This is a genomic window from Ruegeria sp. YKSD163 (assembly GCF_059612905.1).
This window is the reverse complement of the sequence record NZ_JBXWRM010000010.1, coordinates 106,233-120,367: the sequence shown is the minus strand read 5'-3', so window position 1 is coordinate 120,367 and position 14,135 is coordinate 106,233. Positions and strand designations below refer to the sequence as shown.

The 14,135-nt window shown below is 63.6% G+C and carries 13 protein-coding genes; 7 read left to right on the top strand and 6 right to left on the bottom strand.

Annotated features, from left to right (window positions below):
- Nucleotides 1–44 precede the first annotated feature (44 nt).
- From AC2FNA_RS14530 to AC2FNA_RS14510, 5 genes are all read left to right on the top strand, one after another.
- Nucleotides 45–812, top strand: a complete 768-nt coding sequence (locus AC2FNA_RS14530) for a GntR family transcriptional regulator (RefSeq protein ID WP_496827687.1) — start codon at nt 45–47, stop codon at nt 810–812.
- Complete coding sequence (locus tag AC2FNA_RS14525) at nt 805–1,974, top strand: M24 family metallopeptidase (RefSeq protein ID WP_496827685.1); 1,170 nt, start codon at nt 805–807, stop codon at nt 1,972–1,974. The genes AC2FNA_RS14530 and AC2FNA_RS14525 overlap by 8 nt, the downstream gene beginning before the upstream one ends.
- A gap of 218 nt (nt 1,975–2,192) precedes the next feature.
- Nucleotides 2,193–3,167, top strand: coding sequence for an ABC transporter substrate-binding protein (locus AC2FNA_RS14520; protein ID WP_496827683.1), 975 nt, complete (start codon nt 2,193–2,195; stop codon nt 3,165–3,167).
- A gap of 112 nt (nt 3,168–3,279) precedes the next feature.
- Nucleotides 3,280–4,311: an ABC transporter permease gene (locus tag AC2FNA_RS14515; RefSeq protein WP_496827681.1), complete on the top strand. Its 1,032-nt coding sequence runs from the start codon at nt 3,280–3,282 to the stop codon at nt 4,309–4,311.
- An 11-nt stretch (nt 4,312–4,322) separates the two neighbouring features.
- Nucleotides 4,323–5,384 carry a quaternary amine ABC transporter ATP-binding protein gene (locus tag AC2FNA_RS14510; RefSeq protein ID WP_496827679.1) on the top strand — a complete coding sequence of 354 codons (1,062 nt, stop codon included), beginning with the start codon at nt 4,323–4,325 and terminating at the stop codon, nt 5,382–5,384.
- Between the two features lie 59 nt (nt 5,385–5,443).
- Here the strand turns inward: AC2FNA_RS14510 and AC2FNA_RS14505 are convergent, their stop codons facing one another.
- The 5 genes from AC2FNA_RS14505 to AC2FNA_RS14485 are packed head-to-tail and all read right to left on the bottom strand — an operon-like array spanning nt 5,444 to nt 11,008.
- Nucleotides 5,444–7,126, bottom strand: coding sequence for an amidohydrolase (locus AC2FNA_RS14505; RefSeq protein ID WP_496827677.1), 1,683 nt, complete (start codon nt 7,124–7,126; stop codon nt 5,444–5,446).
- A gap of 56 nt (nt 7,127–7,182) precedes the next feature.
- A complete protein-coding gene (locus tag AC2FNA_RS14500; RefSeq protein ID WP_496827675.1) occupies nt 7,183–8,202 on the bottom strand; it encodes an ABC transporter substrate-binding protein in 1,020 nt (339 codons plus the stop codon).
- Between the two features lie 21 nt (nt 8,203–8,223).
- Nucleotides 8,224–9,027 carry an ABC transporter permease gene (locus AC2FNA_RS14495; RefSeq protein ID WP_496827673.1) on the bottom strand — a complete coding sequence of 268 codons (804 nt, stop codon included), beginning with the start codon at nt 9,025–9,027 and terminating at the stop codon, nt 8,224–8,226.
- The gene (locus AC2FNA_RS14490; RefSeq protein ID WP_496827671.1) at nt 9,020–9,931 is read right to left on the bottom strand and encodes an ABC transporter permease; all 912 of its coding nucleotides are present in this window, start codon (nt 9,929–9,931) and stop codon (nt 9,020–9,022) included. Before AC2FNA_RS14490 ends, AC2FNA_RS14495 begins: the two co-directional genes overlap by 8 nt.
- A gap of 3 nt (nt 9,932–9,934) precedes the next feature.
- Complete coding sequence (locus tag AC2FNA_RS14485; RefSeq protein WP_496827669.1) at nt 9,935–11,008, bottom strand: ABC transporter ATP-binding protein; 1,074 nt, start codon at nt 11,006–11,008, stop codon at nt 9,935–9,937.
- Between the two features lie 138 nt (nt 11,009–11,146).
- On the opposite strand from AC2FNA_RS14485, the gene AC2FNA_RS14480 reads away from it, so the two are divergent.
- Nucleotides 11,147–11,938, top strand: a complete 792-nt coding sequence (locus AC2FNA_RS14480; protein WP_496827667.1) for a LuxR C-terminal-related transcriptional regulator — start codon at nt 11,147–11,149, stop codon at nt 11,936–11,938.
- 253 nt (nt 11,939–12,191) lie between these two features.
- Here AC2FNA_RS14480 and AC2FNA_RS14475 read toward each other — a convergent pair whose 3' ends face one another.
- Nucleotides 12,192–12,623, bottom strand: coding sequence for a cupin domain-containing protein (locus AC2FNA_RS14475; RefSeq protein WP_496827665.1), 432 nt, complete (start codon nt 12,621–12,623; stop codon nt 12,192–12,194).
- A 53-nt stretch (nt 12,624–12,676) separates the two neighbouring features.
- Between AC2FNA_RS14475 and AC2FNA_RS14470 the strand changes: the two genes are divergently transcribed.
- Nucleotides 12,677–14,095, top strand: a complete 1,419-nt coding sequence (locus AC2FNA_RS14470; RefSeq protein WP_496827663.1) for a protein adenylyltransferase SelO — start codon at nt 12,677–12,679, stop codon at nt 14,093–14,095.
- Nucleotides 14,096–14,135 lie beyond the last annotated feature (40 nt).

Here is a 14,135-nt window from a genome sequence, read left to right as displayed (position 1 = left end):
TCTGGTATATACCAATTAACCTTGATGAAAATCGTGGGAATCAGATGAACGACGCAACACCCGATCAGCTCCGAACAGGATCATCGCGCGAAACCCCGCGCTTTCAGCAGATTGTTCAGGACATCAAGCGGCGGATCGCCGATGGCAGCTTGTCGGAACATGCCGCCCTGCCCTCGGAACGGCGCATCGCCGAAGAGACCGGCATCAGCCGGATGACCGCGCGGCGCGCGCTTGATGCGCTCGAGGCCGAGGGGCTGGTTTACAGCGCGGACCGGCGCGGGCGCTTCGTCTCGCCCAAGCGGGTCAGCTATGACGTCTCGAACATGGTCAGCTTTGTCGCCAATGCCGAAAGCCGGGGTACCGCGCTGGGAATCGAAGTGATCCGGGCGCAGGAGGGCCAGGCCGACGCCGCACTGGCCGCACGGCTGGAGCTGGAACCGGGTGCCGCGATCCATGAATACACCCGCCTGTTCCGCCAGGACGGGCACGCGATCTTTGTCGAGACGGAATATGTGGATGCCGGACGGTGCCCCGATTTCCTGTCCCACGACCTGCATCAATCCACCACCCGCCTGCTCGAGTCGCGATACGATCTGGTGGCACATACCGGGGATATCATGATCCGGATGCGCGGCGCCCAGCCCGAAGAGACCCGGTTGCTGGGACTGGCGCAAAGTCAGTCGGGGATCGAACTGACCCAAGTGATCCGGGACGCATCCGGGCGCCCATTCTGTTTCGGTCGCCAGTTCTGGCGCGGAGAACTGGCGGAGTTTTCGGCCCGAGCCATTGTCGGAGGTTTTACCCATGGCTGACAGTCCAATGCGTGGTTTCACCCCCGCAGAATTCGAGGCCCGCACGGCGCGGGCGCAAGAGAAGATGGCGGCGCAGGGACTGGACGGTCTGCTGCTGATGACCGAACCCGAGTTGCGCTATTTCAGCGGGTTCCACAGCCTGTTCTGGCAGAGCCCGACGCGGCCCTGGTTCCTGTTCGTACCCGCCAGCGGCAAACCGGTCGCGGTGATCCCCGAGATCGGCGCCGAGTTGATGCGGCGCGGCTGGCTGGACGATGTGCGCACCTGGCCCGCGCCGCAGCCGCAGGATGACGGGATCAGCCTGTTGACCGAGCTGTTGTCGCCGCTGGCCGCGCGTGGCGCGCGTTTGGGCGTGATGAAAGGGCACGAGACGCTGCTCAGAATGCCGCTGGGCGACTGGGAGCGCCTGCGGGCCGCCCTGCCCGGCCTCGAGATTGCTGATGCCACTGGCCTGGTGCAGGGGCTGCGCATGGTCAAGACCCCCGCCGAGATCGAGAAGCTGGCGCATATTTGCGCCATCGGCTCGGCCACGTTCGGCGCGGTGCCGGATTTCGTGTCCGAGGGGATGCCGCTGGACGCCGTGTTTCGCGAGTTCCGCCGCACCGCCATCGGGCTGGGTGCGGATGACGCGCCCTATGTGGTGGGCGCCGCCGAGCAGGGCGGCTATGCGGATGTGATCTCGCCCCCGACGCAGCAGCCGCTGCGGGCGGGCGATGTGCTGATGCTGGACACAGGCTGCACCTGGGACGGGTATTTCTGCGATTTCGACCGCAACTGGGCGATTGGGCGGGCCGATGATGCGGCGCGGCGGGCCTATGACGTGCTGTGGCGCGCAACTCAGGCCGGGATCGACGCCGCCCGCCCCGGCGCCACCTGCCGCGACCTGTTCCAGGCCATGTCCGCGGTCATTGCCGAGCTGGATGACAGCGGTGGCGATATCGGACGGCTGGGGCACGGGCTGGGCATGCAACTGACCGAACAACCCTCGCACGCGGCTTTCGACACCACCGTGTTGCAAGAGAACATGGTCCTGACCATCGAACCCTCGCTCAGCTACGGCAATGGGCTGATGATGGTGCATGAAGAGAACATCGTAGTGACCGACGGGCCCGCCCGATTGCTGAGCACCCGCGCGGCGACCGAGTTGGTGATCTTGCGGTGAGCGGTACGTTTGCCCCTGACCCACAAGTCGCCACCCATTGCGTATACGGGGGTGCGGGGCGGAGAAGGTACTTCAGAAAATCTGTAACTTCTTTCAGTTGTTTCAAATTGCCTTGAGGTTCTCCACTCACTAGCCTCGATGCGGGTGTAAACGTCCCGAAACCCGCACTTAGACAAGGCCAGGGACGGCAAAAAACAAATCACCAACAGGAGAAGACCATGAACAATCCCTTCACTCTGGCCAGAAGCGTCATCGCTGTCGCGGCGATGACCTCTGCTTCGGCGGCTTGGGCCGAATGCGGCGAGGTCTCGCTGACCGAGATGAACTGGCCCTCGTCCCAGATCATCACCCATACAGCCAAGTTCCTGATGGAACAGGGCTATGGCTGCACCGTCGAACTGGTGCCCTCGGCCACCGTGACCTCGGTCGCCTCGCTTGCCGAGAACGGCGAGCCCGACATCGTGACCGAGCTTTGGCTGAACTCGGCCGGCGAGCCTTATCTCAAGCTCGAGGCCGAAGGCAAAGTCGAGCGTCTGGCCGAGGTGTTCAATCCCGGTGGCCTCGAAGGCTGGTGGATCCCCTCGTATCTGGCCGAGGCGCATCCCGAGCTGAAGACAGTGGCCGACATCCTGGCCAACCCCGATCTGGTCGGCGGCCGGTTCAACAACTGCCCGGTGGGCTGGGGCTGCCGGATTGTCAACGACAACCTGATCACCGCGCTGGGCATGCGCGACAAGATGGAAATCTTCGACCACGGCTCGGGTGAGACGCTGGCCACCTCGATCGCGGCTGCCTACGAGGACAAGACCCCGTGGTTCGGCTATTACTGGGCGCCGACCGCGGTTCTGGGCAAATACCCGATGACCCAGATCTCGATCGGCGATATCGACGCGGATGTACACCTGGCCAACCAGTCGGCCGAGAATGCCAATCCGGGCGTGTCCGACTTTCCGCCGGCGCCGGTGCTGACCGTCGCGACCTCGGCCCTGACCGAACGGGCGCCCGACGTGGCCGAACTGATGCGCAATCTCAGCTTTGACATCGACGTCATGAATGCCGTGCTGGCCTGGAAAGACGACAATGGCGCCTCGGCCGAAGAGGCGGCGGTCTATTTCCTGAGCAACAACTCGGACATCTGGGCAGGCTGGGTCAATGACGCCGCCCGCGAGAAGCTGGCCGCCCTGATCAAGTAACCCGCACCTGCCGCCGGGCTGCCCATACGGCCCGGCGGTTCAGACACCGGCAGACGCGCACCCGACACCATGCGGGATATGTCCGAGACAACCGTGAAAGGGGCTCGTTCTCATGGCCACCTATGACTTTCTGTTCAACAGCCTTGGCTTGCGCGAGTGGTGCGATGCCGGCAAATCCGGCGAAGCCACGCTGTCGATGGCCGATCTGCTGGCAAAGGCCGGCGGCAAGACCGAGACAAGCCTGTTCAACCTGCCCTTTCCCTCGCTTGATGAGCTGAACAGGGCCTGCGCCGCCTTTGCCAAGTCGCGCGATGTGACCAAGGGAGTGGAGGACGGCTTTCTGGCCGCCAAAGGCGCGCTGCGCTTTGTGCTGGACCCACTGACCCAACCGCTGAGCTGGATGCTGGAATTTGCGCTTGCCACATTCGAGGCGACGCCATGGTGGATCATGATGCCATTGCTGGCGCTGGTGGTCTATTTCGCCTCACGCTCGATGCGCCTGGTCGGGTTCGTCATGGCCTGCCTGATGTTCCTGGCCTTTGTCGACCACTATGACCACGCCATGCAGACGCTGGCGATCATCTTTGTCTGCGCCTTTCTCTGCGTGCTGTTCGGGGTGCCCATCGGCATCGCCATGTCGCGCAATGACCGGCTGCAACGCATGACCATCCCGGTGCTGGACATGCTCCAGACGCTCCCCTCGTTCGTCTATCTGATCCCGCTGATCTTTCTCTTTTCGGTGACCGAGCCCAAGCTCTACGGCATCGCGATCATCCTTTACGCCATCGTTCCCGTCATCCGCCTGACCGATCTGGGGATCCGGCTGGTGGACAAGGACGTGATCGAGGCCGCCGACAGTTTCGGCATGACCGACCGGCAGAAACTGTTCGGTGTGCAGATCCCGCTGGCCCTGCCCAACATCATGGCCGGGGTGAACCAGACCATCATGATGAGCCTTGCCATGGTCGTCATCGCCTCGCTGGTCTCGGCGCCGGGCCTGGGGGTTCTGGTCCTGCGCGGCATCCGCAACCTTGAACTGGGTGTCGGCCTTGTGTCGGGCCTGGGCATCGTGCTGCTGGCGGTGATCCTCGACCGGGTCACCAAGGCCGCGCTCAACCGCGTCAACGCCGCGCAACAGCACTGAGGGACACGGGAATGAGCGACAATATCAAGGTTTCGATCCGCAACCTTTACAAGATTTTCGGGGCCGATCCGAAAGCGGCGCTGAAACATGTGCTGGACGGCATGTCCAAGGCCGATCTGCTGAAACAGCACCGCCATGTTCTGGGGCTGCGCGACATCAATGTCGACATGCGCGAGGGCGAGATCACCGTGATCATGGGCCTGTCCGGGTCGGGCAAGTCGACGCTGATCCGCCACCTCAACCGCCTGATCGAGCCGACCTCGGGCGAGGTGCGGGTCGATGGCGAGGATGTGCTGGCCTATGACGAGGAACAGCTGCGCAACCTGCGCCGCGAGGTCATGTCGATGGTGTTCCAGAAATTCGCCCTGCTGCCGCACAAGACCGTGGCCGAGAACGCGGGCACTACGTTGAAGGTGCGCGGCGTTGCCAAGCGGGACTATCTGGTCGAGGCCGACAAATGGCTGGATCGGGTCGGGCTGCATGGCTATGGCAATCACTATCCGCACCAGCTGTCGGGCGGCATGCAGCAGCGGGTCGGGATCGCGCGCGCGCTGACCTCGAACTCGCCCATCATGCTGATGGACGAGGCGTTCTCGGCGCTCGATCCACTGATCCGCACCGACATGCAGGACCTGCTGCTGGAATTGCAGACCGAACTGCACAAGACCATCGTCTTTATCACCCATGACCTGGACGAGGCGCTGAAACTGGCCGATCACCTGGTCATTCTCAAGGACGGCTATATCGTCCAGCAGGGCGAGCCGCAGCATATCCTGCTCAACCCCAACGACCCGTATATCGAGGACTTCGTCAGCGACATCAACCGGGCCCGGGTGCTGCGAGTCCGCTCGATCATGACCCCGCTCGACGGGCAGCCGGTGCCGCCCGACGCCCATGGCGAGGTGGGCTATGACGATACGCTGGAAAGCATGATTGCCCGGTCCGGTGGCGACACCTCGCATCGCTATGTGGTGATGCGCGATGGTGCCCCGGTGGGCACGCTCGACATGACCCATCTGGTCAAGGCGCTGGTACCGCGCGTGGCCTCGGACGCAAGCGCACGCAAACACTGACGGGTCGGGTCTGGTGGCCGCCGCGGCAGGACGCGGCAGCCCCCTGCCCGGTTACGCGGTCAGGCCTCGCGCCGATAGGTGACGGCGCCGTCCATGATCGTAACCATGGCAGCGGCCTGTGTGATTTCGTCAGGGGCCAGCTGTGTCAGATCGTGGCTCAGCACGGCGATATCGGCCACCATGCCCGCTTGCAGCCTGCCCTTGCTGGCCTCGTTGAACTCGACCCAGGCATTGTCGCGTGTGTAGCTGGCCAGCGTGTCCATCAGCGACTGACTCTGGTCCGGCCAATCCGGGCCGAGATCGAGCGGCGCAATGGCGGCGCGGATGCTGGGCATCACATCGACCGGGATCACCGGCCAGTCGGTGGAGAACACGACCCGCGCGCCCGTTTCGCGGATGGTTTGCCAGGCATAGGCCCCCGCGATCTGGTCGGGATGCAGGTACTGCCCCACCGCGCCGGGCGGGAAGATATGGCCGCGCGGCGCATGGCCCGGTTGCAGCGAGGCGACGATATCCAGTTCCGCCAGCCGGGGGATTTCGTCGGGATGGATCACCTCGATATGTTCGATCCGGTGGCGGCTGTCGCGCGTACCATTGGCGCGCCGGGCCGCTTCGAGCGCATCAATCGTGCGCCGCACCCCGGCATCGCCGATGGCATGCACCGCGATCTGGAAGCCCAGCCGGTCAGCCTCGACACAACAGGCGGTGAAATGCTCCTGGGTAAAGACCTCGTCGCCGGTATTGCCATTGGCGCCCAGCTCGCCCGGATAGGGCCGCAGCATCAGCGCGGTGCCACTTTCGACCACGCCGTCGATGAACATTTTCAGGTGATTGCAACGCACCTTGTCGCCGCGATAGGCGGCGCGCATCGCTGGCGCCTCGGTCGTCATCCTCTCCAGCGGGTCGGTGCCCTTCATGTGGAACGGCACCTCGCAGCGGCAGAGCAATCGCCCCTCGGCCTCGAGCTCGGTCAGCAGTTCGAGCTGATAGCGGTTGCCATCCATCAGGTGCAGCCCGGTGATGCCCTGCGCCGCGCAATGGGCCAGCCCGCGCGCGATCACGTCCTTGTCGCGGGCGCGCTGGTCGGGGGTGGCGGGCGGCTCGGGGTCCTTGCCGGTGGTCAGGCCCAGCATCTCGCGCCCACCATGGCGGGTCAGGCTCAGGACCGGGCCATAAGCGCCGGGCTCTAGCAGTTCGCCATTGGCCAGACCGTCCTCGCCCATCACGATGAGCGAGCCCGCATCGACCTCGCCGCCCTGCAACAGCCCTGTCGCCTCGAGCGCGGCGGTATTGGCCCAGACGGTGTGGTGATCGGGGGCGAACATGGCCAGCGGGCGATCGGCCAGAATACTGTCCAGATCATGGCGTGTCAGGGTGTGGCCGGTGCCGAGGATGCCGTAGTCGGCCATCACGCAAAAGACGAGCGCGTCATCAGGGTTGGCCTGCGCATAGGGTAGGATCGCCTCCCGCATCGCGTCCAGCCCCCTGACCCCGTAAAGGCTGAGGCAGTCGAGTTCGACCGAGCCGCCAAAGAGATGCACGTGGCTGTCGATAAAGCCGGGCAGCACGGTGCCGCCCCGCGCGTCGATCAGCCGTGTCTCTGGCCCTGCCAGCACCAGGATCTCAGCATCGCTGCCGACGGCGGCGATCACGCCGCCCTGGATCGCCAGCGCCTGTGCTTGCGGCTGGGCCTCGTCAAAGGTGATCAGCGAGCCGTTGTGAATGATGATATCGGCGGGCATGGGCGGGCTCCGGTCAAAAAAGAGCGGCCCCGTCCGAGGACGGAGCCGCAGGGTGGTTACTTTTGCAGTTCGGTCCAGATCGCCGTATACAGCTTGGTCGCCTCGGGCGGGCAGGTCTTGGACACGAAGGCCGCGCCTTTCAGCTCGTCAGGCACGACCACTTCGGGGGCGGTTTTCATGTCCTCGGGCATATAGGCCTCGGACCCCTTGATGCCGTTGGCATAGCGGGCAAAGGCCGACAGCATGGCGGCGTTTTCCGGATCCATGATGAAGTTGAGGAAGATCTTGGCCTCTTCCACGTTCTTGGCATCGCTCAGGATCGCGGCATTGTCCATCCAGACCGGGAAACCCTCTTGCGGATAGCCAAAGGCGATATCGGGGTTCTGGTTGCGGGCCCGGAACGAGGCGCCGTTCCAGTTCACGCCAGCGGCCAGGTCGCCCTTGGCGTATTTCTCGATATTGCCGTAATCCATCGACAGCCAGTGCGGCTTGGCCGCCTGCAGGATGTCGCGCGCCTTTTTCAGGATTTCCTTGTCGGCAGTGCACTGCTCGCCGCCCGCATAGCGGATCGCCAGGCCCATGACATCGTTCATCTCGGGCACCACGTTGATCTTGCCCTTCAGCTCTTCGGGCGGATCAAAGATCAGCGCGGCGGTGTTGATGTCACCGCCATAGACCGAGGTGTTGACGGTGATCCCGACCGTGCCCCATTGCCATGGCACGGTGTAGTTGCGGCCCGGATCGAATTCCACATCGACCCATTGCGGGTCCATATGCTTGAAATTCTCCATCTGGTTGGGCTTGCTTTCCATCAGCAGCCCCTCGCCCACGAAGATCGGGATATAGGTCCCCGAGGGCACCACGATGTCGAACCCGTGCCCGCCCGCCTTGATCTTGGCCAGCGCGGTGTCGTTGCTGTCGTAGTCGGTGATCGTGACCTTGATGCCGGTCTCGGCCTCGAATTTGGCGATCATCTCGGGCGAGGTATAGTTTCCCCAGTTGAAGATGTTCAACTCTCCCTCAGCCAGCGCGGGGCCGGCCAGAACGAGGGTCAGTGCCGTCAGTGCCTTTTTCATCAGTACTCTCCCTTTGTTGTATTACTTTCTGAATTTGCTCAGCAGCGTGTAGGCGATCACCATGGTGATCGAGATGCCCAGAAGGGCGGTGGAAATGGCGTTGATCTCGGGCGTCACCACGCGGCGCAGCTGGCCCAACATATAGGTGGGCAGCGTGTCTTGACCGGCGGATTTCACGAATTCGGTGATCACCACGTCATCCAGCGAGATGACAAAGGCCAGCATCGCACCCGCCAGGATACCCGGCCACAGCTGCGGCAGGGTCACCCGGCGGAACACCTGAAACGGGGTCGCATAGAGATCGGCGGCGGCCTGTTCCAGGCTCAGGTCCATGCCCTGAAGCCGCGCCCGGATCGGCAGATAGGCAAAGGGGATGCAAAAGGCCGAATGCGCGATGATCAGATAGGCCAACCCGGTATAGCCGGTGGCGACCTTGATCATCGCGAAAAAGATCAACAGCGCCACGGCGGTCACGATCTCGGGCACCATCAGCGGCTGGTTGATCAGGGCAAACACCGCGGTCTGCCCCCGGAACCGTCGCGTGCGGGTGGTGGCCAGCGCGGCCAGCACGGCAACCGTGGTCGAAATGCCCGAGGCCCAGAGCGCGACAACCAGCGAGCGCAGCGTCGCCTCCTGCACCTGCTCGTTCTCCCAGGCCGAGGCGTACCAGCGCCACGAGAACCCCTCCCAGATGGCGATCGAGGTGCCGGCGTTGAAGGAATAGACCACCAGCAGGATGATCGGCATGTAGAGCATGGCGAAACAGGCAAAGGCGATGGTGGTGAACCCGGTCTGCTTGCGGATGTCAAAGACGCGCTCAGCCATGGTGGGCCTCGTCATTGCCGGCGGCGCGCACATAGGCCAGCAGCGCCACCATCACGATCGCCAGCAGCGTGATCGATAGAGCAGCCCCCAGCGGCCAGTTGCGGCCTTGCCCGAATTGCAGCTCGATCAGGTTGCCGATCATCAACTGGTTGCCCCCGCCCATGACGCGCGGCGTCACATAGGCGCCCAGCGAAGGCACAAAGACGAGGATCGACCCCGCGATCACCCCCGGCTTGACCAGCGGCAGGATCACCCGGCGCAACACCTGGAGCCGGGTTGCGTATAGATCATAGCCCGCCTCGACCAGCCGGAAATCGAACCGCTCCATCGAGGCGTAAATGGGCAGGACCATCAGCGGCAGATAGACATAGACCATGCCCAGAAGGATCGAGAATTCGGTGAACAGCATCTGGATCGGCGCGTCGATGATGCCGAGCGCGATCAGAACGGTGTTCACCGTGCCTTCGTTGCGGATCAGCTCGAGGATGGCAAAGGTGCGGATCAGCAGGTTGGTCCAGAACGGAATGATGATCAGCAGCATCCACAGGTCGCGCTGCTTTTTCGGTCGCGTGGCGATGAAATAGGCGGTGGGAAAGCCGAAGGCGAGACAGGCCAGCGTGGTCAGCGCCGACAGTTTCACCGACCGCCAGAAGATGCTCAGATGCGCATCCGACCAGCCCAGCGTGTCATCGAAAATGTCGCGCTGCATGAAGACGTTGAACCAGGCATCGAACGAGAGCTGCCATTCGACGCCGCCATAATCCCCCGGACTGAGAAAGGAATAGACCAGCGTGATCAGCAAGGGTCCGCTGGCGGCAAGGAGCAGGATGGCCAAAGCCGGCATCAAAAGCAGCCATCGGTTGCGGGCCGCGCGGCGTGCCGTGATATCCGGTATCTCCGCCATCGCTCAGTCCCTCAGCACCTGGGCAACCTCGGCGGGAAAGCACACCCCCACCGTGTCGCCGGTCGCAAATCCCAGCGTGGTGTCTGGGCTGTTCTGCTGGCGCAGCACAAAGGTTGTGCCGTCTTCGAGGGTCACGTGGAAATGGGTGTCGGTGCCGAAATAGACCGCGTCGCAAAGCACCCCGGAAAGCAACCCCTCGGCGGGCGGCCCCAGCCGGGCGTGTTCGGGGCGCACCGCGATGGTGACACGCCCCGTGACCCCGCCAGCGGCACGGGCGGCGATGGTGCGCCCCGAGCCCAGCCGAAGCGTCGCCGCACCGTCCCTGTTCTCGACCACATCCGCCGAAAGGAAATTGGTATCACCGATGAAATCGGCGACAAACCGGTCGGCGGGATGGTCGTAGATCTCGCGCGGACTGCCGATCTGGCGGATGGCGCCATCGGACATCACCGCGATCCGGTCTGACATGGTCAGAGCCTCTTCCTGGTCATGGGTGACAAAGATGAAGGTGATGCCGGTCTCGGTCTGAAGCCGCTTGAGCTCCAGCTGCATGTTCTTGCGCAGCTTGAAATCCAGCGCGCTCAGCGGCTCGTCCAGAAGCAGCACGCGGGGTTTGGGCGCCAACGCCCGGGCCAGCGCCACGCGCTGCTGCTGACCGCCCGAGATCTGGCCGGTCTGCCGATCCGCAAGATGCGACATCTGCACCAGTTCCATCATCTCGCCCACGGTCTGTCTGATCTCGGCCTTTGGCCTGCCCAGCATTTCCAGTCCAAAACCGATATTCTCGGCCACCGTCATGTGCGGAAACAGCGCATAGCTCTGGAACACGGTGTTGATCTGGCGCTTGTAGGGCGGCAGGTCCAGTAGGCTCTGCCCGAACATCTCAAGCGTGCCCGAGGTCGGATGCTCGAAGCCCGCGATCAGCCTCAGGATGGTGGTCTTGCCGCAGCCCGAGGGGCCAAGCAGCGTAAAGAACTCGTTGTCGGCTATGTCGATCTCGACACCGCCCAGGGCCTCGACCGGAGGACTTCCCGGATACACCTTGCGCAAGGCACGTGCGCTGATCGCGTTGGTCAAATGCGCCCCCCATCTGGTCGCGGCATCCTGACGGATACGTCTTTCACTTGATGATTGCCCCAAACAGACCCAGGGGATATACCCCTCTTGGGGTATTTTTCGGCTGATATTGCCCCCAATGTAGGTATTTTTACCGTGATGAACCTGACCGAACGGGATATTCTGCGCTTGCGCCGGGCGATGGCCACCGTGGGCACGCCCGCCTTCTTTCCTGCCTATCGCCGATTGTTCCGGGCGCGGATGCCTTTTGCGACCTTCCTTATGTTCCGCTTCGATCCCGGCAAGGCGCCGTTGATGCTGGACGCCTGGCTGATGGCCAAGAAACTGCCCAGTTCTGCGCTGACCGAATATGTCGACAACACCTATGCCTTTGACCCGTTCTTTCAGTTTCGCGACCTGCCCCGCGGCGGCGGATTCTACCGGCTGGCGGAGATCGCGCCGGACCGCTTTTTCTCCAGCGAGTATTATCTGGAGTATTACCGCAAGACCGGGCTGTGCGACGAGGTGGGCCTGCTTGCTCCGCTGCCGTCGGGGACCCGGCTGCACCTGTCGATCAGCCGGTTCGACAAGATGGGCCCCTATCGCCGGCGCGAGATTCAATGTCTGAAGCATCACGCGCCGGTCCTGCTGGAACTGCTGACCCAACATGTCACCCTGCTCGACCCACGCCGCTCTGAAAACACGCCGGTGGAAACACCGTCGCTGGCCGAACTGATACGCTCGCATGCACGGGAAAAGCTGGCGATCGGCCTTACGAAACGCGAGGCGCAGATCGCCGCCCTGGTCATGCAGGGCCATTCCAACGGCTCGGCGGCGCTGACCCTGGAGATCGCCCGCGAGACCAGCAAGGTCCATCGTCGCAACCTCTATCGCAAACTGGCGATTTCCTCGCAAAGCGAGCTTTTCGGCCTGCTCAGGCATCTGTTGTGACGACATTGATGCCCAGCCGGACAGGCCGAAACCGGACGGGCCACGGGGCCCGACCGGCTTTGCAAGCGCATTCACCGTCATTACGATGACCAACGGTTTAGCCACCAGGGTGTTTTCATCTTGCGCCCGGCACCTCGCCTCGTGCTGCGGGGACTTGGAATCGCACCAGTGTCGCAAGACTTCGGAGCGGGGATGTCACGTTGGAAACAGCAAAACCCGCATTTCCCGCCACGAACGGCAAGATCGCCGCTTCTCAACGACGCGGTATGTCGAAGCCGGGCAGCGCCAGTTCGAACCCCTCGAACCGGAAACCGGGTGAGACGGTGCAACTGACCAGCGTGTATTCGCCAGTGCTGCGCGCCGCCTGCCACCAGCCGGGCGGCACGATCAGTTGCGGGGCACCTGCTCTCAGGTCGGGCGTCAACAGGTGATCGGTGGCGGGGCCGGTATCGGTCGCACTCATCGACAGGACCAGCGGCGCGCCCGCGTGCCAGAGCCAGATCTCGGTCGCGTCGACCCGATGCCAATGGCTGCGCTCACCCGATTTCAACAGGAAATAGATGCAGGTGCCGCTGGCGCGGCCGGGAGTGTCGGCGATCCAGGTCTGCCGGTACCAGCCGCCCTCGGGGTGGGGTTCCAGTTCGAGGCGACGGATGATCTCTTCGGCGCTCATATGATCGGGCATCGGCTACCTCGCTTGGGGCTGGTCTTTCGCTCGCTCCAGCATATCTTGGGCGCATGACAATCACGATCCCCTTCGACAACAGTTATGCCCGCCTCCCGGCCGGGTTCTTTTCCGCGCAGGTGCCCGACCCGGTGCGCGCACCACGCCTGGTCGCCTTCAACGCCGATCTGGCCCGCCTTCTCGGCATTGCCCCCGGCGAGGTCGAGGAGATGGCGCAGGTCTTTGCCGGCAACGCCGTTCCGCAAGGCGCCGAGCCGCTGGCCCAGCTGTATTCCGGGCACCAGTTCGGCAATTACAACCCGCAACTGGGCGACGGGCGCGCGATCCTGTTGGGCGAGGTACTGGGCAGCGACGGCATCCGCCGCGACATCCAGCTTAAAGGTGCGGGGCGCACGCCTTATTCGCGTGGCGGTGACGGGCGGGCCTGGCTGGGCCCGGTGCTGCGCGAATATGTGGTGAGCGAGGCGATGGCGGCCCTCGGCATCCCGACCACCCGCGCATTGGCGGCGGTCGAAACCGGCGAGACAGTGCGCCGCGAGCAGCCCTTGCCCGGTGCGGTGCTGACCCGCGTGGCGCAAAGCCACTTGCGGGTGGGCACGTTCCAGGTTTTTGCCGCACGCGGCGAGATCGGACATCTGAAACGGCTGACCGATTATGCCATCGCCCGCCATTATCCGGATGCCGATGGGCCAATGGGCCTGCTGACCGCCGTCCGCGATGCCCAGGCGCGACTGATCGCGCGCTGGATGGGGGTGGGGTTCATCCATGGGGTGATGAATACCGACAACAGTTCGATCGCGGGCGAGACCATCGACTATGGCCCCTGCGCGTTCATGGACACATACCATCCTGATACCGTCTATTCCTCGATCGACCGCTATGGGCGCTATGCCTATTCCAACCAGCCCGATATCGCGGTCTGGAACCTGGCACAGCTGGCCACCGCGCTGATCCAGCAGGTCGAGGACAAGGAGGCCGCCGTCGAAGAGGCCACCGGGATCGTGCATGCAATGCCCGCCCTGCTGGAACGCGAATGGCTTGGCGTATTTGCCGCCAAGATAGGCATCGATCAGCCCGACGAGGCCGACAAGACGCTGGTGACGGACCTGCTCACCCGCATGACCCGCGAACGAGCCGATTTCACCAACACGTTCCGCGCCCTGGGCGGCCCAAGGGCGCGTGATCAGTTCACCGACCCGACCGCCTATGACAGCTGGGCCACGGGATGGCAGCAGCGCGTTAGGCAAGAGGCGGCGTCCCTGTCTGTGATGCGGGCCGCCAATCCCGCCTTCATCCCGCGCAATCACCGGGTCGAGCAAATGATCGCGGCGGCGGCAAACGGCGACTATGCCCCGTTCAACAGGCTCCATACCGTGCTTTCCCGTCCTTACGAGGATCAACCGGATCACATCGACCTGACCCGCCCACCAGCGGAAAACGAGGTCGTACAGGCCACGTTCTGCGGCACCTGACCCTTCATTTCGCCCAAAATACTCCGGGGGGCCTGCAAAA

What these genes read in the sequence shown, in the direction of transcription:
- AC2FNA_RS14500 (WP_496827675.1), bottom strand. Translation starts at nt 8,202, where the DNA reads ATGAAAAAGGCACTGACGGCACTGACCCTCGTTCTGGCCGGCCCCGCG.
- AC2FNA_RS14505 (WP_496827677.1), bottom strand. Translation starts at nt 7,126, where the DNA reads ATGCCCGCCGATATCATCATTCACAACGGCTCGCTGATCACCTTTGAC.
- AC2FNA_RS14495 (WP_496827673.1), bottom strand. Translation starts at nt 9,027, where the DNA reads ATGGCTGAGCGCGTCTTTGACATCCGCAAGCAGACCGGGTTCACCACC.
- AC2FNA_RS14515 (WP_496827681.1), top strand. Translation starts at nt 3,280, where the DNA reads ATGGCCACCTATGACTTTCTGTTCAACAGCCTTGGCTTGCGCGAGTGG.
- AC2FNA_RS14510 (WP_496827679.1), top strand. Translation starts at nt 4,323, where the DNA reads ATGAGCGACAATATCAAGGTTTCGATCCGCAACCTTTACAAGATTTTC.
- AC2FNA_RS14490 (WP_496827671.1), bottom strand. Translation starts at nt 9,931, where the DNA reads ATGGCGGAGATACCGGATATCACGGCACGCCGCGCGGCCCGCAACCGA.
- AC2FNA_RS14525 (WP_496827685.1), top strand. Translation starts at nt 805, where the DNA reads ATGGCTGACAGTCCAATGCGTGGTTTCACCCCCGCAGAATTCGAGGCC.
- AC2FNA_RS14470 (WP_496827663.1), top strand. Translation starts at nt 12,677, where the DNA reads ATGACAATCACGATCCCCTTCGACAACAGTTATGCCCGCCTCCCGGCC.
- AC2FNA_RS14520 (WP_496827683.1), top strand. Translation starts at nt 2,193, where the DNA reads ATGAACAATCCCTTCACTCTGGCCAGAAGCGTCATCGCTGTCGCGGCG.
- AC2FNA_RS14480 (WP_496827667.1), top strand. Translation starts at nt 11,147, where the DNA reads ATGAACCTGACCGAACGGGATATTCTGCGCTTGCGCCGGGCGATGGCC.
- AC2FNA_RS14530 (WP_496827687.1), top strand. Translation starts at nt 45, where the DNA reads ATGAACGACGCAACACCCGATCAGCTCCGAACAGGATCATCGCGCGAA.
- AC2FNA_RS14475 (WP_496827665.1), bottom strand. Translation starts at nt 12,623, where the DNA reads ATGCCCGATCATATGAGCGCCGAAGAGATCATCCGTCGCCTCGAACTG.